This window comes from Streptomyces sp. NPDC059524, assembly GCF_042749255.1.
Lineage (GTDB): Bacteria > Actinomycetota > Actinomycetes > Streptomycetales > Streptomycetaceae > Streptomyces > Streptomyces xanthii.
In genome coordinates this window covers 16,062-35,164 of the sequence record NZ_JBHYTK010000063.1, presented here as the reverse complement: position 1 = coordinate 35,164, position 19,103 = coordinate 16,062, and the positions used below count along the sequence as shown (strand labels likewise).

At 67.5% G+C, this 19,103-nt stretch carries 27 protein-coding genes; 2 read left to right on the top strand and 25 right to left on the bottom strand.

Annotated elements, in window-relative coordinates:
- Positions 1-119: 119 nt before the first annotated feature.
- The 3 genes from rpsI to ACFW9D_RS19340 all read right to left on the bottom strand — a co-directional run bounded on the left by rpsI (position 120) and on the right by ACFW9D_RS19340 (position 2,542).
- Complete coding sequence (gene rpsI / locus ACFW9D_RS19350; RefSeq protein WP_188337364.1) at positions 120-641, bottom strand: 30S ribosomal protein S9; 522 nt, start codon at positions 639-641, stop codon at positions 120-122.
- 44 nt (positions 642-685) lie between these two features.
- Positions 686-1,129, bottom strand: a complete 444-nt coding sequence (rplM, locus tag ACFW9D_RS19345; protein WP_188337365.1) for a 50S ribosomal protein L13 — start codon at positions 1,127-1,129, stop codon at positions 686-688.
- A 174-nt stretch (positions 1,130-1,303) separates the two neighbouring features.
- Complete coding sequence (locus ACFW9D_RS19340) at positions 1,304-2,542, bottom strand: glycosyltransferase family 87 protein (protein WP_384623331.1); 1,239 nt, start codon at positions 2,540-2,542, stop codon at positions 1,304-1,306.
- 74 nt (positions 2,543-2,616) lie between these two features.
- Between ACFW9D_RS19340 and ACFW9D_RS19335 the strand changes: the two genes are divergently transcribed.
- A complete protein-coding gene (locus tag ACFW9D_RS19335; RefSeq protein ID WP_384623329.1) occupies positions 2,617-3,465 on the top strand; it encodes a hypothetical protein in 849 nt (282 codons plus the stop codon).
- Positions 3,466-3,497: 32 nt separating this feature from the next.
- Here ACFW9D_RS19335 and ACFW9D_RS19330 read toward each other — a convergent pair whose 3' ends face one another.
- From ACFW9D_RS19330 to truA, 3 genes are all read right to left on the bottom strand, one after another.
- Positions 3,498-5,102 (bottom strand): cellulose binding domain-containing protein, encoded by a 1,605-nt coding sequence (locus ACFW9D_RS19330; protein ID WP_384623327.1) that lies wholly within the window; start codon positions 5,100-5,102, stop codon positions 3,498-3,500.
- Between the two features lie 30 nt (positions 5,103-5,132).
- Positions 5,133-6,233 carry a glycosyltransferase family 2 protein gene (locus tag ACFW9D_RS19325; protein WP_188337369.1) on the bottom strand — a complete coding sequence of 367 codons (1,101 nt, stop codon included), beginning with the start codon at positions 6,231-6,233 and terminating at the stop codon, positions 5,133-5,135.
- Between the two features lie 373 nt (positions 6,234-6,606).
- Positions 6,607-7,461 carry a tRNA pseudouridine(38-40) synthase TruA gene (gene truA / locus ACFW9D_RS19320; RefSeq protein ID WP_188337370.1) on the bottom strand — a complete coding sequence of 285 codons (855 nt, stop codon included), beginning with the start codon at positions 7,459-7,461 and terminating at the stop codon, positions 6,607-6,609.
- Between the two features lie 104 nt (positions 7,462-7,565).
- On the opposite strand from truA, the gene ACFW9D_RS19315 reads away from it, so the two are divergent.
- A complete protein-coding gene (locus ACFW9D_RS19315) occupies positions 7,566-7,994 on the top strand; it encodes a peptidoglycan-binding domain-containing protein (RefSeq protein ID WP_384623325.1) in 429 nt (142 codons plus the stop codon).
- A 78-nt stretch (positions 7,995-8,072) separates the two neighbouring features.
- Here the strand turns inward: ACFW9D_RS19315 and rplQ are convergent, their stop codons facing one another.
- The 19 genes from rplQ to rplN all read right to left on the bottom strand — a co-directional run bounded on the left by rplQ (position 8,073) and on the right by rplN (position 19,076).
- Positions 8,073-8,570, bottom strand: a complete 498-nt coding sequence (gene rplQ, locus ACFW9D_RS19310) for a 50S ribosomal protein L17 (RefSeq protein WP_188337372.1) — start codon at positions 8,568-8,570, stop codon at positions 8,073-8,075.
- Positions 8,571-8,684: 114 nt separating this feature from the next.
- Positions 8,685-9,707, bottom strand: coding sequence for a DNA-directed RNA polymerase subunit alpha (locus tag ACFW9D_RS19305; protein ID WP_003966937.1), 1,023 nt, complete (start codon positions 9,705-9,707; stop codon positions 8,685-8,687).
- A 162-nt stretch (positions 9,708-9,869) separates the two neighbouring features.
- Positions 9,870-10,274: a 30S ribosomal protein S11 gene (gene rpsK / locus ACFW9D_RS19300; RefSeq protein WP_003948617.1), complete on the bottom strand. Its 405-nt coding sequence runs from the start codon at positions 10,272-10,274 to the stop codon at positions 9,870-9,872.
- A 66-nt stretch (positions 10,275-10,340) separates the two neighbouring features.
- A complete protein-coding gene (gene rpsM / locus ACFW9D_RS19295) occupies positions 10,341-10,721 on the bottom strand; it encodes a 30S ribosomal protein S13 (protein WP_161304251.1) in 381 nt (126 codons plus the stop codon).
- A gap of 214 nt (positions 10,722-10,935) precedes the next feature.
- On the bottom strand, positions 10,936-11,049 hold the full coding sequence (gene rpmJ / locus ACFW9D_RS19290) for a 50S ribosomal protein L36 (RefSeq protein ID WP_003974245.1): 114 nt from the start codon (positions 11,047-11,049) through the stop codon (positions 10,936-10,938).
- A 59-nt stretch (positions 11,050-11,108) separates the two neighbouring features.
- Complete coding sequence (gene infA, locus ACFW9D_RS19285) at positions 11,109-11,330, bottom strand: translation initiation factor IF-1 (RefSeq protein ID WP_003948620.1); 222 nt, start codon at positions 11,328-11,330, stop codon at positions 11,109-11,111.
- Positions 11,331-11,644: 314 nt separating this feature from the next.
- A complete protein-coding gene (gene map, locus ACFW9D_RS19280) occupies positions 11,645-12,481 on the bottom strand; it encodes a type I methionyl aminopeptidase (RefSeq protein WP_188337373.1) in 837 nt (278 codons plus the stop codon).
- A 113-nt stretch (positions 12,482-12,594) separates the two neighbouring features.
- Positions 12,595-13,242, bottom strand: coding sequence for an adenylate kinase (locus ACFW9D_RS19275; protein ID WP_188337374.1), 648 nt, complete (start codon positions 13,240-13,242; stop codon positions 12,595-12,597).
- Entirely contained in the window at positions 13,242-14,555 is a 1,314-nt protein-coding gene (gene secY / locus ACFW9D_RS19270; RefSeq protein ID WP_188337375.1) for a preprotein translocase subunit SecY, read from the bottom strand. The genes ACFW9D_RS19275 and secY overlap by 1 nt, the downstream gene beginning before the upstream one ends.
- A 235-nt stretch (positions 14,556-14,790) precedes the next feature.
- The gene (gene rplO / locus ACFW9D_RS19265; RefSeq protein ID WP_111663854.1) at positions 14,791-15,246 is read right to left on the bottom strand and encodes a 50S ribosomal protein L15; all 456 of its coding nucleotides are present in this window, start codon (positions 15,244-15,246) and stop codon (positions 14,791-14,793) included.
- 2 nt (positions 15,247-15,248) lie between these two features.
- On the bottom strand, positions 15,249-15,428 hold the full coding sequence (gene rpmD, locus ACFW9D_RS19260) for a 50S ribosomal protein L30 (RefSeq protein ID WP_052580766.1): 180 nt from the start codon (positions 15,426-15,428) through the stop codon (positions 15,249-15,251).
- Positions 15,428-16,033 carry a 30S ribosomal protein S5 gene (gene rpsE / locus ACFW9D_RS19255; protein WP_016645168.1) on the bottom strand — a complete coding sequence of 202 codons (606 nt, stop codon included), beginning with the start codon at positions 16,031-16,033 and terminating at the stop codon, positions 15,428-15,430. The genes rpmD and rpsE overlap by 1 nt, the downstream gene beginning before the upstream one ends.
- A 41-nt stretch (positions 16,034-16,074) precedes the next feature.
- Entirely contained in the window at positions 16,075-16,458 is a 384-nt protein-coding gene (gene rplR / locus ACFW9D_RS19250) for a 50S ribosomal protein L18 (protein ID WP_188337376.1), read from the bottom strand.
- A gap of 3 nt (positions 16,459-16,461) precedes the next feature.
- A complete protein-coding gene (gene rplF, locus ACFW9D_RS19245; protein WP_188337377.1) occupies positions 16,462-17,001 on the bottom strand; it encodes a 50S ribosomal protein L6 in 540 nt (179 codons plus the stop codon).
- Positions 17,002-17,025: 24 nt separating this feature from the next.
- Entirely contained in the window at positions 17,026-17,424 is a 399-nt protein-coding gene (rpsH, locus tag ACFW9D_RS19240) for a 30S ribosomal protein S8 (RefSeq protein ID WP_188337378.1), read from the bottom strand.
- 209 nt (positions 17,425-17,633) lie between these two features.
- Positions 17,634-17,819, bottom strand: coding sequence for a type Z 30S ribosomal protein S14 (locus ACFW9D_RS19235; protein WP_003956452.1), 186 nt, complete (start codon positions 17,817-17,819; stop codon positions 17,634-17,636).
- A 5-nt stretch (positions 17,820-17,824) separates the two neighbouring features.
- Positions 17,825-18,382 (bottom strand): 50S ribosomal protein L5, encoded by a 558-nt coding sequence (gene rplE, locus ACFW9D_RS19230; protein ID WP_161304257.1) that lies wholly within the window; start codon positions 18,380-18,382, stop codon positions 17,825-17,827.
- The gene (gene rplX / locus ACFW9D_RS19225; protein ID WP_030685463.1) at positions 18,382-18,705 is read right to left on the bottom strand and encodes a 50S ribosomal protein L24; all 324 of its coding nucleotides are present in this window, start codon (positions 18,703-18,705) and stop codon (positions 18,382-18,384) included. Before rplX ends, rplE begins: the two co-directional genes overlap by 1 nt.
- A gap of 2 nt (positions 18,706-18,707) precedes the next feature.
- Positions 18,708-19,076 (bottom strand): 50S ribosomal protein L14, encoded by a 369-nt coding sequence (rplN, locus tag ACFW9D_RS19220; protein ID WP_003998823.1) that lies wholly within the window; start codon positions 19,074-19,076, stop codon positions 18,708-18,710.
- Between the last annotated feature and the right edge of the window lie 27 nt (positions 19,077-19,103).

Sequence of the window (19,103 nt, the reverse complement as noted above, 5' to 3'; positions counted from 1 at the left end):
GGTGCCCATGATTCGACCCACTGGGGGCCCCACACAACTTCGCCGACAAAACCCCGACCCCCCCGGCGCCAGGTAGGGGCCCGCCGGGGCGAACGGGAAAAACAAGCAGGCAGCGAGATTTAGCGCTTGCTGTACTGCGGGGCCTTGCGGGCCTTCTTGAGACCGGCCTTCTTGCGCTCGACCGCACGGTCGTCGCGGCGGAGGTAGCCGGCCTTCTTGAGGGCGCCGCGGTTGTTCTCCACGTCGGCCTCGTTCAGCGCGCGGGCCACGCCGAGGCGCAGGGCGCCGGCCTGACCGGAGACGCCGCCACCCGAGATGCGGGCGATGACGTCGTAGCGGCCGTCGAGCTCGAGCACCTTGAAGGGCTCGTTGACTTCCTGCTGGTGGACCTTGTTCGGGAAGTAGTCCTCGAGCGTGCGCCCGTTGACCTTCCACTTGCCGGTGCCGGGCACGATGCGAACGCGCGCGATGGCGTTCTTGCGGCGGCCCAGGCCGGCGGCCGGCTGCGGGTCACCGAAGCGGGCCGGGTTGGACTCCGAGGTGTACTCGCCCTCGACGGGCGCGTCCGACTCGGTGGTGTAGCTCTCGACGTCGACGATCTCGGTCTCTTCGACCGGCGTCTCGGCAGTGGTCTCGGCCACGATTCTCCTCAGATTCTTTTCTGTCTTTGGGGGTGTGGCCGGAACTACTGCGCGACCTGGGTGATCTCGAACGGCACCGGCTGCTGGGCAGCGTGGGGGTGCTGGTCGCCCGAGTAGACCTTCAGCTTCGAGAGCATCTGACGGCCGAGCGTGTTCTTCGGGAGCATGCCCTTGATGGCCTTCTCGACGGCCTTCTCGGGGTTCTTCTCGAGGAGCTCGTCGTAGCGCACGGAACGCAGACCACCCGGGTAGCCGGAGTGGCGGTACGCCATCTTCTGGGTCTTCTTGTTGCCCGACAGGTGAACCTTGTCGGCGTTGATGATCACAACGAAGTCGCCCATGTCCATGTGCGGGGCATAGGTCGGCTTGTGCTTGCCGCGGAGGAGAGTCGCAGCAGTGGTGGCCAGACGGCCCAGGACGACGTCCTGCGCGTCAATGACGAGCCACTGGCGGGACACATCGCCGGGCTTAGGGCTGTACGTACGCACTTCGCAGCCTTCTTCTTCAGTGGATGGGTGCTGAACATGGCATCACTGAAGCGATCGTGCAGCTGGGGACGACAGTGCCGGGTTCAGCGCCCGTATGCCGCCCACTGGTAACTGCTCCAGGGAACCCGTGTACGGCCTCTCACATGAGAATGAGCACGCCGATACACATAACGACTAGGCAGAGTACCCGCGCCGCCCCGGACGGGTCAAAACGAGGCCGTCCCGGGAACCGGGGACCGTGGGCGGTCCCGCCTTGCCGGAAGACTCCAGGGCGGCCGGGGCGCGGCGGGCAGCACGGAGCCCGGCGACCAGGACCAGCCCGCACAGGGTCGCGCAGTCCAGGAACGCCCTGCGCGTCTCCGCGTCCAGCCACGGCCGGGCGAGCCCCGGCACCTGCGGCAGCAGCACCGTCCAGAACCAGGGGCCGCCCGCCACGGCGCCCGCCGCCGTCGCCCCGGCGACCAGGAGCGGCACGGCGACCAGCAGGTAGTGGTCGTACGAGGGCCGGGAGACCAGGAACGCGGACAGCATCAGCAGCGTCGCGGTCTCGGAGAGCCGGGCCGGCGTCCGGTCGCCCCTCCCCCACCGCCGCGCCGCGCACCACATCCCGGCGGCGGCCGCCGCCAGCGCGATCCCGCTCGCCAGGGGCACCGGCAGCCCGAGCCGGGCGAGCACGGCCCCGGGCGAGGCCTCGTAGAGCCGTACGAAGCCGTCGTCGCCGCGCAGCAGGAAGGGCAGGGTGCGGGTGACGAAGCCCGCCGGGTCCGGCATGGCCAGGGCGGCGGCCAGCGAGGCGGCGACGGGGACCAGGACCATCGCCGCGAGCCCCTTCCAGCGCCGCGCCAGGACGAAGAGGAGAGCGACCGGGGCGAGCAGCGGCTTCAGGGCCAGGGCGGCGCCGAGCACGAGCCCGGCCGCGACCCAGCGCTCCCGGGCGGCGAGCAGCAGGGCGCAGGGCAGCGCGACGGCGGCGGTCACGGTCCAGTTGCCGAGGGTGACGAGGTGGGCGAAGGGTGCGAAGCCGAGCGCGAGCGCCGTGAGGCCGCCCATGGCGAAGCGGCTCCGCCACGGCACCCCGTGCAGCCGCAGCGCCGCCGCCCACCCGGCGACGAGCCCGGCGGTCACCAGCGCCGGGACGCTCGCGCGCAGCACGCCGGCCGGCAGCAGCGCCTGCGGCACGGCGGCGAGCACGGCGCTCGGGAAGTACAGGAAGTGCGGGTCCGCGTACGGCGACCCGCCGTCGAGCCACACCCGTGCGGCCTGGACGACGATCCCGTTGTCCATCCCCCCGGTGACACCGCGCAGGGAGGCGTGCAGGGGAACGGCGACGAGCACCACCCCGAGCACGGCCCACCCGAGCCGGGACGCGGGCAGCAACAGCCAGTGCAAAACGGGTGATTTACCCTGATCCATGCGGCTAACGGTAAGTCAGGCCGGGCCTTGGCGCGGGGAACTCCCCCGCGGCCGCTCCCCGTAAGATGCGCCGCATGAGTTTCGGGCAAGGGGGAGCCCCGTGGGGCCCCGAAGACAACGGATCCACCCCGGACTGGGCAGCCCTCGCCGAGGCATCCGAGGCCCGCGCACGCAAACGCCGCTGGATGATGATCGGCGGCGCCGTCGCGGCGACCCTCGCGGTCGGCTCCCTCGTCGCCTGGGGCATCGTCTCGGCGAACAAGGACAACGAGGCGGGGAACAAGCCGGCCGAGCAGCTGCCGAGCACCGCCGACATCCCCAGCGAGGGCAAGACGCCGGGCCCGTCCTTCGAGGCGACGACCCCGCCGCCCCCGCTCGACCCCAACGACTTCATCAACAGCGCCGACAAGGACCGGGCGCCGCTGAACGAGGACACCCTCTACCCGGGCAAGACCCTGACGATGGGCGGCAACGTCTACAAGAAGGGCGCCTCGACCCACACCAAGGACTGCTCCTCGGCCGCGCAGGGCGCCCTGGCCGGCGTGCTGAAGAAGAACGACTGCACGCAGATGATCCGCGCCACCTACACCAAGGGCGACACCGCGGTGACCGTCGGCGTGGCCGTCTTCGACACGAAGGCCGAGGCCGCCAAGGCCGCCGGCCAGTACAAGCTGCGGGGCGCCGTCGTCTCGCTGCCCGGCTCGGGCGTGCCCGCCTTCTGCCGCACCACGGTCTGCCGCCAGACGTCCAACTCGGTCGGCCGGTACGTGTACTTCACCAACGGCGGCCTGACCAACGGCAAGGACGCCACCAAGAAGGACACGATGCTGTTCACGCTCGGCGACGACCTGCGCGCGTTCACCTTCCAGCAGATCCAGCGGCGCGGCCAGACACAGGCCTCCGCGGCGGCCACGGCGGGCTGAGCCCGCGCCGGGGGCACGCCCCGGGGGCGAGGTCAGCCCTTCTTCGGCAAGGTGTTCACGTAGGGCGTTCCCTGCGCGGCGAGACCGGCCGCGGCCTCGGCCGCCTCGTCGGCCGGGACGGCCGCACCGGACTTGAGGTACACCCAGTCGACCTTCACCTCCCAGGACCGCTTGCCCTGGAAGGGGAGGTCGACGAACCAGTTGCTGAAGTTGACGGTCATCGACTCGCGCGGGAAGTAGGCCTTACCGCTCGTGTACAGCTTCTTTCCGTCCACGGCGTAGGTCACCTTGTCGTCGACCGCGGTCATCGTCAGGATGTGCCAGCCCTCGAGCTTCCGGGTGTGGGGCTCGGTGACCCGGTCGAGGTCTTCGCTGCTGCGCCAGCTGGTGGTGTCGAGGATCGGGCCGTAGCGGCCCCAGCCGCCGTTCGGCATGTACTCGAAGTCGAGCTCGCTGTACTTCTTCGACTTGTGGTCCGGCGAGATGGCGAAGAGTGCTGGGGACACATGGTCGCCGTCCTTGCCGCGCACCGGCGTGTTGCCGAAGTACACACGCGCGGCGAGGGTGCCCTCGCGGAACACGGGTCGCACGGTGTGGAACTCGGACTGCACGGTGCCCTTCTTGGTGCCGTCCGTGGCGGCCTCCAGACGCACGACCTGCCCGCTGGCACCGCTCTCGCCGGAGGGGAAGGTGACCGCCTTCTTCGACCAGGAGTCCTTGATGCCCGGTCCGCCCTCGCCGTCGCGTGCCTCCCAGTTGTGGGCGGCGAGCGCCTTGTCGTCCGGCCCCGTGTAGGCGAAGTCGTCGAACAGGACACCCTCCGGTATCCGGGCCGTGCCCGCCCCGGAGCCGGCACTCACCTCGGTGCCTTCGGTGTCGCCGTCCGGCCCCTCGCCCCACACCTGGACCCCGTCCAGGTAGGCGGTGACCCGCGCGGACTCCTGGTACACCGTCATCGTCGCGTCGAAGGAGTAGTCGTCCGACTGGTCGACCTTCTTGTGGTCGACGCGGTAGAGCTGGAGCCCGATCGCCCGGGTCGTCCCGCCCGGCTTCAGCGTTCCGGCCGCGCCGGTGAAGCCGACCTCCAGGTAGGCGTCACGCGCCGACCCGGTGTTCCCCGCGGGCACCGTGCGCAGACTGACATGGGAACAGTCGAGGGCCGTCCGGGTGCAGTTGGCCGCGTACTCGGCGTCGCCGTCCGCGGTGTAGTAGTACCGGAGCCTGACATCCGCGAGGTCCACCGTCCTGCCGGACGTGTTGATGACTTCCAGCCAGGGCTGGGCGGCGCCCCCGTCCGCCGCACCGTGCGTGCGGTACCGCACGGTGAGGACCGCGGAATCCTGCTCCTGCGTCCACCACCGGTAGCCGGCGATCCCGGCTCCGCCGAGCAGAGCCAGCACGGCCGCTCCGGCAAGGATGCTCCGCGCGCCACCGGACCGCTTGCGGCGCCTGGTCGCGCCCGCCACCCGGCGGTCGTGCCGAAGCCGCCTGAGCGAGAGCGCCCAGCCCGTGAGAGAGACGACGATGGCTATGGCGGTGTAGCCGATGACCACGCCGCTGACCTGGGTCACCCTGGTGACGGTGTACGCGATGCCGGCCAGCACCGCGCAGGCGCCGAGGCCCCTGAGGACGTTCATTTAGCTGTTTGCTCCTGAGCCTGTCCGCGGCTACTTCCAGGCGGACACACGGGTGACGTACGACTTCAAGATCGACGAGACCATCCAGTACGCCCGCACGACGGTGTAGACGAGCTCAGGAAGGATGAGAGCTTCGACCAGCATGGCCTTCCAGCCCAGGCTCCTCACCCGCATCGCGGGGTAGAGGACCCAGAACGCGAGAAGAAGCAGCAGCAGCGGATGCGTGCTCACGGTGTACTGCGCCGCGGCGAGCAGTTGGCGCGCACCCCAGATGAAGATGTAGGCGAAGCCGAACAGGCCCAGGATCATCGTCGTGATCGAGTGCCAGGTGAACTTGGTCCAGCCGCGCTGGCGCAGCGCGTCCACGGTGCCCCGGCTCCACCGCTCACGCTGCTGGGTCAGCTCGCGCAGGGTGGGCATGAGGTCGGTGTACGCGATGCACAGCTCGTTGGCCGTGACCTTCCAGCCGGACTCCTTCAGCGCCAGGGTGGTCTCGTAGTCCTCGACGAGGTTGCGGTGGTCCTCCCAGAACACCTCGCCGCGCCAGTCGATCAGGCCTTGCAGCGCCTCGGCCCGGTAGAAGGAGCCCGCGCCCGACATGGTGTGGACGTCCGTGCGGTAGCGCGCCCGGGCCGCCCGGCCGTACTCGATGATCTGCATGCCGAGCAGATAGCGCTGCCATGGGTTGCGCCACAGGTCGGTGCGCCCGAAGCAGGCCGCGCTGACGCCACCGACCTCGGGGTCCGACGCGATCACGTTGCGCGCCCGCTCGATGAACTTCGGGTGCAGTTCGGTGTCGGCGTCCATGACCAGGATGTGGCCGACCCGGCCGTCGAGCCGCCCTCCGACGGCGTTCCTGAGCCAGGCCAGGCCGTGGTTGAGAGCGCCGGCCTTCTTGTGCGGGTTGTCGGGGAAGTTGAGGACGACCGTCGGCGGGGTGCGCTCGTCATGAGCGAACTGGAGGGCGTACTCCTCGGTCCGGTCGGTCGAATTGTTGACCACCACGATGATCAGGTCGGGGCGCCGGGACTGCCGCGCCAGCGACTCGAGCGAGGTGAAGACCCCGACTTCCTCGTTCCGCGCGGGGACGAGGACGACCGTCCCGTAGACCATGTCGGCCTGCGCGGTCACGACGAGCCGTCGACCGCCCCTGCCTCGCCTGTGGCGGCTGCGCCGCGCATCCACACTCTCGTGCCCCGCAACGGTCCCGGACACAACCATCCCCCTGCCCCGTTTTCCCCAGAAACGCGACGCCTTCACATCGTGCCGAGAAGTGAAGATACCGTAATGGTTTTCGGTGATTGAAGGTTCGACCGATCACCCCACAAGGCACGATCAAGCCTTTATCGGGCGTCGCTCGCCCTCCTGAGCAGCCCGACTCGCGTCACAATCAACGCAATTCGCGCATGCGGGACAAGGGTTGTGTGATCGCGGCGTGAAGAAGGTCACTTCACGGGTGAAGACGGGAGACTTGGGGCCAATTCGGACCAGGCCGTTCCGGTGCTCAGCAGCAGCCGGAGCCCGGCAGTGTCCGCTTGTTGCGCGCCTCCTTGTTGCGCGCGGCGAGCAACTCGTCGGCCGGGTAACCGACTTCCTCGAGCGTCAGGCCGTGCGGCCGCACCACGTGCACGGCCGAGTCGCGGACCCCGGCGGCCAGCACCTTGCCCGGCCAGTCGCTCGGCCGGTGCCCGTCGCCGACGAACAGCAGGGCACCGATCAGCGAGCGCACCATGTTGTGGCAGAAGGCGTCGGCCCGCACGGTCGCCGTGACGATCCCGTCGTCCCCGCGCACGAGACTCAGCTCCTGCAGCGTCCGGATCGTCGTGGCGCCCTCACGCTTCTTGCAGTACGCCGCAAAGTCGTGCTCCCCCAGCAGCCGCTCGGCGGCCGCGTTCATCGCGTCGACGTCCAACGGCCAGTCGTGCCACAGGACATGACCCCGCAACAGCGGGTCGACGCCGCCCGGCAGATCGGTCACGCGGTACGCGTAGCGCCGCCAGACCGCCGAGAAGCGCGCGTTGAACCCGCTCGGCGCCTCGGCCACCGACCACACCCGCACATCCTTGGGCAGCCGCCCCGCGAGCCGCTTGAGCAGCTTCTCCCGGTGCTCGGCCCACACCTCGTCGGGCAGGTCCACATGGGCGACCTGGCCGCGCGCGTGCACCCCGGCGTCGGTCCGCCCGGCCACCGTCAGCTCGTACGTCCGCTGCGAGCGCGTGACGGTGCGCAGCGCGTCCTCGATCTCCCCCTGCACGGTGCGCCGCCCGCCGGCCTGCTTGGCCCATCCGGAGAAGTCCGTCCCGTCGTACGAGAGATCCAGCCGTACGCGTACGGTCCCGGGAGCTGCCTCATCGGTCACCGGTTCATGCCTCCTGTCGAACTTCCGCCCCGACCGCAACTGACCGGCGCGGCCGGGCGTCCCCCTGCACAGACCAAGATCGACCACCTGCTCCAGGGGGAACCATGAACAAGTGGACCACGCGTGCCGCGGCGGCTCTCGCCACCGCGGTCCTCGCCGCCGGACTGACCGCCTGCACCGGCTCGGATTCGAGTTCCGGATCCGGCTCCGGCTCCGACGACCGGGCCGGCGCGCACCCGACCCGCGCCACCGTCTCCGAAGCCGAGACCCGCTGTGTGCAGCAGGCGGTGAACTGGTTCCAGGAACCGCGGGTCACCGTCGACGGTGACTACGACGCCAAGACCCGCGCCGCCGTCGGCCGCTACCAGCACAAACACGGCCTGGCCGGCGACGGCGAGATGGGCGCCCCGACCGGCCGCGCCCTGTTCGACGACGTCAACAAGGTCGTCGACACCCTGCTCGAAGGCCCGAAGGACGGCTCCGCGAAGTACCGCGACTGGCTCGGCCGCTGCGACAAGGTCGTCCGCCGCTGACGCACGGGCCCCGGCGGCACGCAAAGCGGGCCCGCCCCGGAGATCCGGGGACGGGCCCGCTTCACATCAAGAACGCGATCAGGCGTCCTTAGACTCCTCGGCGGCCTCGGCCGGCTTGGCGTCCTCGACGACCTCGGCGGCCGGAGCGGCAGCCTCGGCGTCCTTGGCGGCACGCTTGGTGGCGGCCTCGGCCTCACCGGTGGCCTGCTGCGCGACCGTCAGGGCCTCGACCAGCTCGATGACAGCCATGGGCGCGTTGTCGCCACGGCGGTTACCGATCTTGGTGATGCGGGTGTAACCACCCGGACGGTTCTCGTAGCGCGGGGCGATCTCGGTGAAGAGCGTGTGGACGACGCTCTTGTCCGTGATGACCTGGAGCACCTGACGGCGGTTGTGAAGGTCGCCCTTCTTCGCCTTGGTGACCAGACGCTCCGCGTACGGGCGCAGACGACGGGCCTTGGCCTCGGTCGTCGTGATCTTGCCGTGCTCGAAGAGGCTCTTCGCGAGGTTCGCGAGGAGGAGCTTCTCGTGCGCGGCGCTGCCGCCCAGACGGGCACCCTTGGCGGGCTTCGGCATGATTTCTCCTAGATGTCTGCCCCGGCCGTATCAGGTACCGGAGTCAGTGTCCGAGCAGGCGGCTGCCTGTCGGAGATCCGGGGGACGCGAGCGTCCCCCGGAAAGCGGGACCGATCAGTACTGCTCGGTCTCGACGAAGCCCGCGTCCGCGTCGTCGTCGGCGCCGAAGGCGTCCGCGGCGGCGGTCGGGTCGAACCCGGGGGGCGAGTCCTTGAGCGCGAGGCCCATGCCGGCGAGCTTGGCCTTGACCTCGTCGATCGACTTCGCACCGAAGTTGCGGATGTCGAGCAGGTCCGCCTCGGAGCGGGCGACGAGCTCACCCACGGAGTGGATGCCCTCGCGCTTGAGGCAGTTGTACGACCGAACGGTGAGCTCGAGCTCCTCGATCGGCAGCGCCAGGTCGGCGGCCAGGGCGGCGTCCGTCGGGGACGGACCCATGTCGATGCCCTCGGCGTCGATGTTCAGCTCGCGGGCGAGACCGAACAGCTCGACCAGGGTCTTGCCGGCGGACGCCATGGCGTCACGCGGGCGCATGGCCTGCTTGGTCTCGACGTCGACGATCAGCTTGTCGAAGTCGGTGCGCTGCTCGACACGCGTGGCCTCGACCTTGTACGTGACCTTGAGAACCGGCGAGTAGATCGAGTCGACCGGGATGCGCCCGATCTCCTGACCGACCTGCTTGTTCTGCACGGCGGAGACGTAGCCGCGACCGCGCTCGACGGTCAGCTCCATCTCCAGCTTGCCCTTGCCGTTGAGCGTGGCGAGGACGAGGTCGGGGTTGTGCACCTCGACACCGGCCGGGGGCGCGATGTCGGCGGCGGTGACCAGACCCGGGCCCTGCTTGCGCAGGTACATCACGACCGGCTCGTCGTGCTCCGAGGAGACGACCAGCTGCTTGATGTTGAGGATCAGGTCGGTGACGTCCTCCTTGACGCCCGGCACGGTGGTGAACTCGTGCAGGACACCGTCGATGCGGATGCTGGTGACAGCAGCGCCGGGGATCGACGAGAGGAGCGTGCGGCGGAGGGAGTTGCCGAGGGTGTAACCGAAGCCCGGCTCCAGCGGCTCGATCACGAACCGGGAGCGGAACTCGTCGACGACCTCTTCGGTCAACGAGGGACGCTGAGCAATCAGCATTCTGCGAATCCTTCAGTCATGGGCACCCACTATTTGATGCCCGACTCACCGGGCGGTAGCCCGATATGTACTACAGCTGCAATGGTACGGGCGGCACGGCCTCTGACGAGAGCCGTACCGCCCGGAAACCTCAGACCAAGCGGCCTGCGCTGCTGACCTGGGTCAGACGCGGCGACGCTTGGGCGGACGGCAGCCGTTGTGCGGCGTGGGCGTCACGTCCTGGATCGAACCGACCTCGAGGCCCGTGGCCTGGAGGGAGCGGATCGCGGTCTCACGGCCGGAGCCGGGACCCTTGACGAACACGTCGACCTTGCGCATGCCGTGCTCCTGCGCGCGGCGGGCGGCCGACTCGGCGGCCATCTGCGCGGCGAACGGGGTCGACTTGCGCGAACCCTTGAAGCCGACGTGGCCGGCGGAGGCCCACGAGATCACGTTGCCGGTCGGGTCCGTGATGGACACGATCGTGTTGTTGAACGTGCTCTTGATGTGCGCGTGGCCGTGAGCGACGTTCTTCTTTTCCTTGCGGCGCACCTTCTTGGCAGCGCCCTGACGACCCTTGGGGGGCATCTATATCTCCTACGGGAGGTGGTCGGTCCTACAGCGAAGACCGCTTGGTCAAGCGTCCGCTGAGGACTACTTCTTGCCCGGCTTCTTCTTACCGGCGATGGCGCGACGCGGGCCCTTGCGGGTGCGGGCGTTCGTGCTGGTGCGCTGACCGCGGACCGGCAGACCACGACGGTGGCGCAGACCCTGGTAGCAGCCGATCTCGACCTTGCGGCGGATGTCGGCCTGGATCTCGCGACGGAGGTCACCCTCGGTCTGGTAGTTCTGGTCCACGTACTCGCGGATCTTGACGAGGTCTTCCTCGCTCAGGTCGCGAACACGGACGTTGCGGTCCACACCGGTGGCGTCCAGCGTCTGCTGGGCGCGCGTACGCCCGATGCCGAACACGTAGGTGAGGGCAACCTCGACGCGCTTGTCGCGCGGGAGGTCAACACCTTCAAGGCGTGCCATTCAAGGCTCCTGTTGATACTCGGAGGTCTGCAGCAGAACCACTCCCAGCCGCCGTCCTCTTTGAGCTCAAAGATTTGGTACGAGCTGGGTCCTCGGCCTCCGACCGAGGGTGTCGCCACGACGAGACGTGCTCGGCGCCGGCGGGCCCTGCATATTTACTGAATGTGCTGCGTCGCGCGAAATCTACGAACGAACTGCAGTGAACGGGTCTACGTCAGCCCTGGCGCTGCTTGTGGCGCGGGTTGTCGCAGATCACCATGACCCGGCCGTGACGGCGGATCACCCTGCACTTGTCGCAGATCTTCTTGACGCTCGGCTTGACCTTCATGGGTGAGGTTCTCCGGGTCAGTTGCCGGCGGCCCGCAGAGTGCGGGACTCGGGCAAGATCTACTTGTACCGGTAGACGATCCGGCCACGCGTCAGGTCGTACGGAGACAGCTCCACCACGACCCGGTCGTCAGGGAGGATGCGGATGTAGTGCATGCGCATCTTGCCGCTGATGTGTGCCAGGACCTGGTGGCCGTTCTGGAGCTCGACCTTGAACATGGCGTTCGGCAGAGACTCGACGACAGTGCCCTCGATCTCGATGGCACCTTGCTTCTTGGCCACGCTTCGCCCTTCGAATCGACTACCTTGATCGACTTCCGTGTCTGCCGCGTTCCGACCTGCGGACATGCGCATACACGAGAGCCGACGAGTCAGTCTACGTCAGGACCCCCGGAAAGACGAATCCAGGAATTCTGCCCTACCACAAAGATCCCTAAGCCTCCGCCCACAGCGATCCGCGAGCCCGCCGCAGGGGCTGGCGATCTTCGCCGAGTGTGCCGCCGTCGTGGCTGGTCGCGCAGTTCCCCGCGCCCCTGAAAGGCACACTTCGTGCGCCCCAGGGGCATATCGGCCGCGCTCAGCGCCGAAACCGAGGGTCAGGCCAACGGATCCGGCGCCGCCGTCACGCCCATCTCTGCCAGCTTCGCCTTGCCGCCGTCGGGGGAGGTCAGGACCAAGGGGCCCTCTTCGGTCAGGGCGACCGAGTGCTCCCAGTGCGAGGACCAGGTGCCGTCCGTCGTGATGACCGTCCAGTCGTCCTCGAGGACCTCGGTCTTCGGGGTGCCGAGCGAGACCATCGGCTCGATCGCCAGGCAGAAGCCGGGGACCAGCTTCGGGCCCTTGCCTCGGCGGCGCTCGACGTAGTTCAGCAGGTGCGGGTCCATGTGCATCTCGGTGCCGATGCCGTGGCCGCCGTAGTCCTCGACGATCCCGTACTTGCCGCCGCCCGGCTTCGGCTGGCGGCGGATGTACGTCTCGATGGCGCGGGAGATGTCCACGAGCCGGTTGCCGGCCTTCATCGCGGCGATTCCGGCCCACATCGACTCCTCGGTCACCCGGGAGAGCTCGAGCAGCTCCGGAGCGTGACCGGAGCCCACGAAGGCGGTGTACGCGGCGTCCCCGTGCCAGCCGTCGACGATCGCGCCGCAGTCGATGGAGATGATGTCGCCGTCCTCCAGGACGACGTTCTCGCTCGGGATGCCGTGGACGACGACCTCGTTCTTCGAGGTGCAGATCGTCGCGGGGAAGCCCCCGTACCCGAGGAAGTTCGACTTCGCGCCGTGCTCCGCGATCACCTTGCGTGCGACCTCGTCGAGGTCCCGCGTCGTCGCGCCCGGAACGGCCGCCTCCCGGGTCGCGGCATGGATCGCCGCGACGACAAGCCCCGCCTCCCGCATCTTGCGAATCTGCTCGGGGGTCTTGATCTGCACCATGGGGGCCTGCGCTCTCCGTCATACCGGTAAGGGAGTACCCACCAACACTAAGGCCGCGGCCCCCTCGAAAGGGAACCGCGGCCTGAGTGAAGCGATGTGCCGGGCGGAACCGGTCAGCGACCGAGGGCCTCCATGGCCTTCGCCGTGACCTCGTCCACCTTGCCCAGCGCGGAGATCGTCTTCACGAGCCCCTGCGCCTGGTAGTAGCCGATGATCGGCTCGGTCTGCGTGTGGTAGACCTCGAGCCGCTTGCGCACGGTCTCTTCCTGGTCGTCGTCACGCTGGTACAGCTCGCCACCGCAGACGTCACAGACGCCCTCGGTCTTGGGCTGCTTGTACTCGACGTGGAACACGTGCGCCGAGTCGTTGCGGCAGATGCGGCGGCCGGCGATGCGCTTGACCACCTCGTCCTCGGGGACCTCGAGGTCCAGGACCGCGTCCAGCTTCACGTCGTCGGCCTGCAGGGCGACGTCGAGCGCCTCGGCCTGCGAGACGTTGCGCGGGAAGCCGTCGAGCAGGAAGCCGTTGACGGCGTCCGGCTGCTCCATGCGGTCCTTGGCCATCCCGATGGTGACCTCGTCCGGGACGAGCTGGCCGGCGTCCATGTAGGACTTGGCCTTCTTGCCCAGCTCCGTGCCCTGGCTGATGTTGGCACGGAAGAGGTCGCCCGTGGAGATGTGCGGGATCGACAGGTTCTTGGCAAGGAACGCGGCCTGCGTTCCCTTGCCTGCACCAGGCGGCCCGACGAGGACGATTCGCATCAGCGGAGGAACCCTTCGTAATTGCGCTGCTGGAGCTGGCTCTCGATCTGCTTCACCGTTTCCAGACCAACACCCACGATGATCAGGATGCTGGTGCCGCCGAACGGGAAGTTCTGGTTTGCCCCGAAACCAACCAACGCCATCGTCGGTACAAGAGCGATCAGACCCAAGTACAGCGAGCCCGGCCAGGTGATCCGGTTGAGCACGTACGAGAGATACTCAGCGGTCGGTCGGCCAGCCCGGATGCCCGGGATGAAGCCACCATACTTCTTCATGTTGTCCGCGACTTCCTCGGGGTTGAACGAGATCGCCACGTAGAAGAAGGCGAAGAACACGATCAACAGGAAGTACGTAACGATGTAGATCGGGTGATTTCCCTTGGTCAGGTGGTCGTCGATCCACACCTTCCACGACGAGTCACCGCCCGCGAACTGCGCGACGAGCGCCGGAATGTAGAGCAGCGACGACGCGAAGATGACAGGGATCACACCCGCCTGGTTCACCTTCAACGGGATGTAAGTGGACGTACCGCCGTAGGAACGGCGGCCGATCATGCGCTTCGCGTACTGCACCGGAATGCGGCGCTGGGCCTGCTCGACGAAGACCACCAGGCCGACCATGACGAGGCCGACGAGGATGACGGTGCCGAACTCGATCCAGCCGTCGGCCAGGGAGCCCTGCTGCTTGATGGCCCACAGCGCGGACGGGAAGGTGGCGGCGATCGAGATGAACATCAGGATCGACATGCCGTTGCCGATGCCGCGGTCGGTGATGAGCTCGCCGAGCCACATCATCACGCAGGTGCCGGCGGTCATCGTGATGACCATCGTGATGGTGATGAAGATCGACTGGTCGGGCACGATCTGGCTGGCGACGGGGCAGCCCTGGAAGAGCGCGCCGGTGCGGGCCGTGGCGACGAGGCCGGTGCCCTGGAGGATGGCGAGCGCCACCGTCAGATAACGGGTGTACTGGGTGATCTTCGCCGTACCCGCCTGGCCCTCCTTCTTGAGGGCTTCCAGGCGCGGGATCACCACGGTGAGCAGCTGCAGAATGATGCTCGCGGTGATGTACGGCATGATGCCCAGCGCGAAGACCGTGATCTGCAGCAGAGCGCCACCGCTGAACATGTTGACCAGACCGAACAGGCCGGTGCTGGAATTGGCCACGTCCATACACGTCTGGACGTTCGAGTAATCCACACCGGGGATGGGGATATGCGCCCCGAGCCGGTAGATCACGACGATGCCCAGCGTGAAGAGCAGCTTCTTGCGCAGGTCGGGCGTCTTGAACGCCCGGGCGAACGCGGTGAGCACGGTGCCTCCTGCGACCCCCGCGCGCGTGCGTCAGAGGTGACGGTCTTGAGGATTCGACGAATACGTAACGGCCGAGGGCCGGGATTGGTGCCGGGGGCACACAACAACCCGGAAATCAGCAGCGGTGGCCACCTTACCGGCGTACCTGCCCCCCTAGGAACGACCAACCGGGGATACCCCTTTTGTGGGGTATCCCCGGTCGGGATCGTTCATGTCATCGAGACGGTGTCTGGGTTCAGACGAGCTCGGTGACCGTACCGCCGGCGGCGGTGATCTTCTCCTTGGCGGAGCCGGAGACGGCGTCGACCGTCACCTGCAGCGCCACGGTGATCTCGCCCTGGCCGAGGACCTTGACGAGGCTGTTCTTGCGGACAGCACCCTTCTCCACCAGACCCTCGACGGTGACTTCGCCACCCTCGGGGTACAGCGAGGCGAGCTTGTCCAGGTTCACGACCTGGAACTCGACCTTGAAGGGGTTCTTGAAGCCCTTCAGCTTCGGGAGACGCATGTGGAGGGGCATCTGGCCACCCTCGAAGCGCTCCGGAACCTGGTAACGGGCCTTCGTGCCCTTGGTACCACGACCGGCCGTCTTACCCTTCGACGCCTCACCACGACCGACACGGGTCTTGGCGGTCTTGGCGCCGGGGGCCGGACGGAGGTTGTGGATCTTCAGCGGGTTGTTCTCCGCCATGATCAGACCTCCTCAACCGTCACGAGGTGGCGGACGGTGTGCACCATGCCGCGGAACTCGGGGCGGTCCTCCTTGACGACCTGCGTGTTGATGCCCTTGAGACCAAGGGAGCGCAGGGTGTCACGGTGGTTCTGCTTGCTGCCGATGTACGACTTCACCTGCGTGATCTTGAGCTGCGCCATTACGCACCAGCCCCGGCACGCGCACGGAGAAGAGCCGCGGGGGCGACGTCCTCGAGCGGCAGACCACGGCGAGCCGCGATCTCCTCGGGACGCTGCAGGCCCTTGAGGGCCGCCACGGTCGCGTGCACGATGTTGATCGCGTTGTCGGAGCCGAGCGACTTCGACAGGATGTCGTGAACGCCGGCGCACTCGAGCACGGCGCGCACCGGACCACCGGCGATAACACCGGTACCCGGGGACGCGGGCTTGAGCAGCACGACGCCGGCAGCCTTCTCACCCTGGATCGGGTGGGGGATGGTGCCCTGGATACGGGGGACCTTGAAGAAGTGCTTCTTGGCCTCCTCAACACCCTTGGCGATGGCGGCCGGCACCTCCTTGGCCTTGCCGTAACCGACACCCACGGTGCCGTCACCGTCGCCCACTACGACGAGCGCAGTGAAGCTGAAGCGACGACCACCCTTCACAACCTTGGCGACGCGGTTGATCGCGACAACGCGCTCAACGTACGCGGTCTTCTCGGCGGCAGCAGCGCCACCGTCGCGACCCTTCCGGTCCCGCCGCTCGCCGCCACCGGCACCGCCACCGCGGCGCTGGGGTCCAGCCATTGGAATTACCTCTCTCTGTTTCCGCTAGCTACGGAACCGGCTCAGAACTTCAGGCCGGCTTCGCGGGCGGCGTCCGCCAGGGCGGCGATGCGCCCGGCGTACTGGTTACCACCACGGTCGAACACGACGGCCTCGACACCGGCGGCCTTGGCGCGCTCAGCGACCAGGGCACCGACGGACTTGGCCTGCGCGGACTTGTCGCCCTCGCCGCCACGGATCGAAGCGTCCAGGGTCGAGGCCGACGCGAGGGTGTGACCCTTCACGTCGTCGATGACCTGCGCGACGATGTTGCGGTTCGAGCGCGTCACGACCAGACGCGGACGCTCAGCCGTACCCGAGATGTGCTTACGGATACGGATGTGGCGACGCTTGATGGCAGCACGCTTGTAAGCGTCGCCCTTAGCAATCTTCTGACCGTATGCCATGGCTTACTTACCCGCCTTTCCGACCTTGCGGCGGATGACTTCGCCTTCGTACTTGACGCCCTTGGCCTTGTACGGGTCGGGCTTGCGCAGCTTGCGGATGTTGGCCGCAACCTCGCCGACCTTCTGCTTGTCGATGCCCTCGACCGAGAACTTGGTCGGCGACTCGACCTTGAAGGAGATGCCCTCGGGCGCCTCGATCAGGATCGTGTGGCTGTAGCCGAGCGAGAACTCCAGGTTGGAGCCCTTCGCCAGGACGCGGTAACCGACACCGCTGATCTCGAGCTTCTTCACGTAACCCTGGGTCACGCCGGTGATCATGTTCGCCACCAGCGTGCGGGACAGGCCGTGCAGGGCCTTGTTCTGACGCTCGTCGTTCGGGCGGGTGACGTTCAGAACGCCGTCCTCACCCTTGGCGATCTCGATCGGCGCCACGACGGTGTGGGTCAGGGTGCCCTTGGAGCCCTTGACCGTGACCGTCTGGCCGTCGATGGTGACGTCCACGCCGGCGGGAACCGTGATGGGGAGCTTGCCAATACGCGACATAGCTGTTTCCTCCGTTCCCTTCCGCTACCAGACGTAGGCGAGGACTTCCCCACCCACGCCCTTCTTCTGCGCCTGCTGGCCGGTCAGGAGACCGTGCGACGTGGAGATGATCGCCACGCCAAGGCCGCCGAGGACCTTCGGCAGGTTGGTGGACTTCGCGTAAACGCGCAGACCCGGCTTGGAGATGCGCTTGATGCCGGCGATCGAACGCTCACGGTTCGGGCCGAACTTCAGCTCGAGGACGAGGTTCTTGCCGACCTCGGCGTCCTCGACCTTCCAGCCGGTGATGAAACCCTCCTGCTGGAGGATCTCGGCGATGTGCGACTTGATCTTGCTGTGCGGCATAGCCACGGTGTCGTGGTACGCCGAGTTCGCGTTACGCAGACGCGTCAGCATGTCTGCGATCGGATCAGTCATGGTCATGAATTGGCCTTCGGCCTCTCTCGCCGGGGTTTCCTGTATGCGCCATCCCTCTCCCCACACAGGGGCGGGACGGGTGCGGCGCGGGGACCTACGGCGTAGTAAGTCGGTCAGGGCGACAGAGCCCAACCCCACAAGCCTAAGCCATGGGGAGCCGGTGCTCTGCCGACCCTTGTGCTTACCGAGAGATCCGGATAATCCCAACTAGGGGATTACCAGGAGCTCTTGGTCACGCCCGGCAGCTCGCCACGGTGAGCCATCTCACGAAGGCACACGCGGCACAGGCCGAACTTGCGGTAGACGGAGTGCGGACGACCGCAGCGCTGGCAGCGGGTGTACGCGCGCACGCCGAACTTGGGCTTGCGGGCAGCCTTCGCGATAAGGGCCTTCTTCGCCATCTCGCTCACGCCTCCTTGAACGGGAAGCCGAGGTGACGAAGGAGCGCGCGGCCCTCAGCGTCGTTGGTCGCCGTGGTGACCACGGTGATGTCCATACCCCGGACGCGGTCGATCTTGTCCTGGTCGATCTCGTGGAACATGACCTGCTCGGTCAGACCGAAGGTGTAGTTGCCACGGCCGTCGAACTGCTTGGGGGACAGACCACGGAAGTCGCGGATGCGCGGAAGCGCGAGCGACAGGGTGCGGTCCAGGAACTCCCACATGCGGTCGCCACGGAGCGTGACGTGGGCACCGATCGGCTGGCCCTCACGCAGCTTGAACTGCGCGATGGACTTGCGGGCCTTGGTGATGGCCGGCTTCTGACCCGTGATGGTGGTCAGGTCGCGGACGGCACCGTCCATGAGCTTCGAGTCACGCGCGGCGTCACCCACACCCATGTTGACCACGATCTTGACCAGACCGGGGATCTGCATGACGTTCTCGTACGAGAACTCCTCCTGCAGCTTGCCCTTGATCTCGTCGCGGTACTTCTGCTTCAGACGCGGATTGGTGGTGGTCGTCATCAGATGTCCTCACCCGTCCGCTTGGCAACGCGGATCTTGTTGCCCTCGTCGTCGAAGCGGTAGCCGACACGCGTGACGACCTTGTTGCCGTCCTTCTCAACGACCAGCTGGACGTTGGAGACGTGCACCGGCGCCTCGGTGGTCACGATGCCGCCGGCCTGCGAGCCGGAAGCCGTGGGACCGGCCTTGGTGTGCTTCTTGACCCGGTTGACACCCTCGACCAGGACGCGCTCCTCGCGCGGGTAAGCGGCAATGACCTTGCCCTGCTTGCCCTTGTCCTTACCGGTGATGACCTGGACCAGGTCGCCCTTCTTGATCTTCATGCTTACAGCACCTCCGGCGCGAGCGAGATGATCTTCATGAACTTCTTCTCGCGCAGCTCACGGCCCACGGGGCCGAAGATACGGGTGCCGCGAGGGTCGCCGTCGTTCTTCAGAATGACGGCGGCGTTCTCGTCGAAGCGGATGTACGAGCCGTCCGGACGGCGGCGCTCCTTGACGGTGCGAACGATGACGGCCTTGACGACGTCACCCTTCTTCACGTTGCCGCCGGGGATCGCGTCCTTGACGGTGGCGACGATGACGTCACCGATGCCCGCGTAGCGGCGACCCGAGCCACCGAGAACACGGATGCAAAGGATCTCCTTGGCACCAGTGTTGTCGGCGACGCGAAGTCGCGACTCCTGCTGGATCACGTCTATCTCCTGATCGTCTGCCGGTTC

Bases quoted from the DNA above. Each gene is read 5' to 3' on its own strand.
- ACFW9D_RS19340 (WP_384623331.1), bottom strand. From the start codon at position 2,542: ATGGATCAGGGTAAATCACCCGTTTTGCACTGGCTGTTGCTGCCCGCG.
- ACFW9D_RS19335 (WP_384623329.1), top strand. From the start codon at position 2,617: ATGAGTTTCGGGCAAGGGGGAGCCCCGTGGGGCCCCGAAGACAACGGA.
- ACFW9D_RS19330 (WP_384623327.1), bottom strand. From the start codon at position 5,102: ATGAACGTCCTCAGGGGCCTCGGCGCCTGCGCGGTGCTGGCCGGCATC.
- ACFW9D_RS19315 (WP_384623325.1), top strand. From the start codon at position 7,566: ATGAACAAGTGGACCACGCGTGCCGCGGCGGCTCTCGCCACCGCGGTC.
- rplQ (WP_188337372.1), bottom strand. From the start codon at position 8,570: ATGCCGAAGCCCGCCAAGGGTGCCCGTCTGGGCGGCAGCGCCGCGCAC.
- ACFW9D_RS19305 (WP_003966937.1), bottom strand. From the start codon at position 9,707: ATGCTGATTGCTCAGCGTCCCTCGTTGACCGAAGAGGTCGTCGACGAG.
- rpsK (WP_003948617.1), bottom strand. From the start codon at position 10,274: ATGCCCCCCAAGGGTCGTCAGGGCGCTGCCAAGAAGGTGCGCCGCAAG.
- rpsM (WP_161304251.1), bottom strand. From the start codon at position 10,721: ATGGCACGCCTTGAAGGTGTTGACCTCCCGCGCGACAAGCGCGTCGAG.
- rpmJ (WP_003974245.1), bottom strand. From the start codon at position 11,049: ATGAAGGTCAAGCCGAGCGTCAAGAAGATCTGCGACAAGTGCAGGGTG.
- map (WP_188337373.1), bottom strand. From the start codon at position 12,481: ATGGTGCAGATCAAGACCCCCGAGCAGATTCGCAAGATGCGGGAGGCG.
- ACFW9D_RS19275 (WP_188337374.1), bottom strand. From the start codon at position 13,242: ATGCGAATCGTCCTCGTCGGGCCGCCTGGTGCAGGCAAGGGAACGCAG.
- rplO (WP_111663854.1), bottom strand. From the start codon at position 15,246: ATGGCGGAGAACAACCCGCTGAAGATCCACAACCTCCGTCCGGCCCCC.
- rpmD (WP_052580766.1), bottom strand. From the start codon at position 15,428: ATGGCGCAGCTCAAGATCACGCAGGTGAAGTCGTACATCGGCAGCAAG.
- rpsE (WP_016645168.1), bottom strand. From the start codon at position 16,033: ATGGCTGGACCCCAGCGCCGCGGTGGCGGTGCCGGTGGCGGCGAGCGG.
- rplR (WP_188337376.1), bottom strand. From the start codon at position 16,458: ATGGCATACGGTCAGAAGATTGCTAAGGGCGACGCTTACAAGCGTGCT.
- rplF (WP_188337377.1), bottom strand. From the start codon at position 17,001: ATGTCGCGTATTGGCAAGCTCCCCATCACGGTTCCCGCCGGCGTGGAC.
- rpsH (WP_188337378.1), bottom strand. From the start codon at position 17,424: ATGACCATGACTGATCCGATCGCAGACATGCTGACGCGTCTGCGTAAC.
- ACFW9D_RS19235 (WP_003956452.1), bottom strand. From the start codon at position 17,819: ATGGCGAAGAAGGCCCTTATCGCGAAGGCTGCCCGCAAGCCCAAGTTC.
- rplE (WP_161304257.1), bottom strand. From the start codon at position 18,382: ATGACGACCACCACCAATCCGCGTCTGAAGCAGAAGTACCGCGACGAG.
- rplX (WP_030685463.1), bottom strand. From the start codon at position 18,705: ATGAAGATCAAGAAGGGCGACCTGGTCCAGGTCATCACCGGTAAGGAC.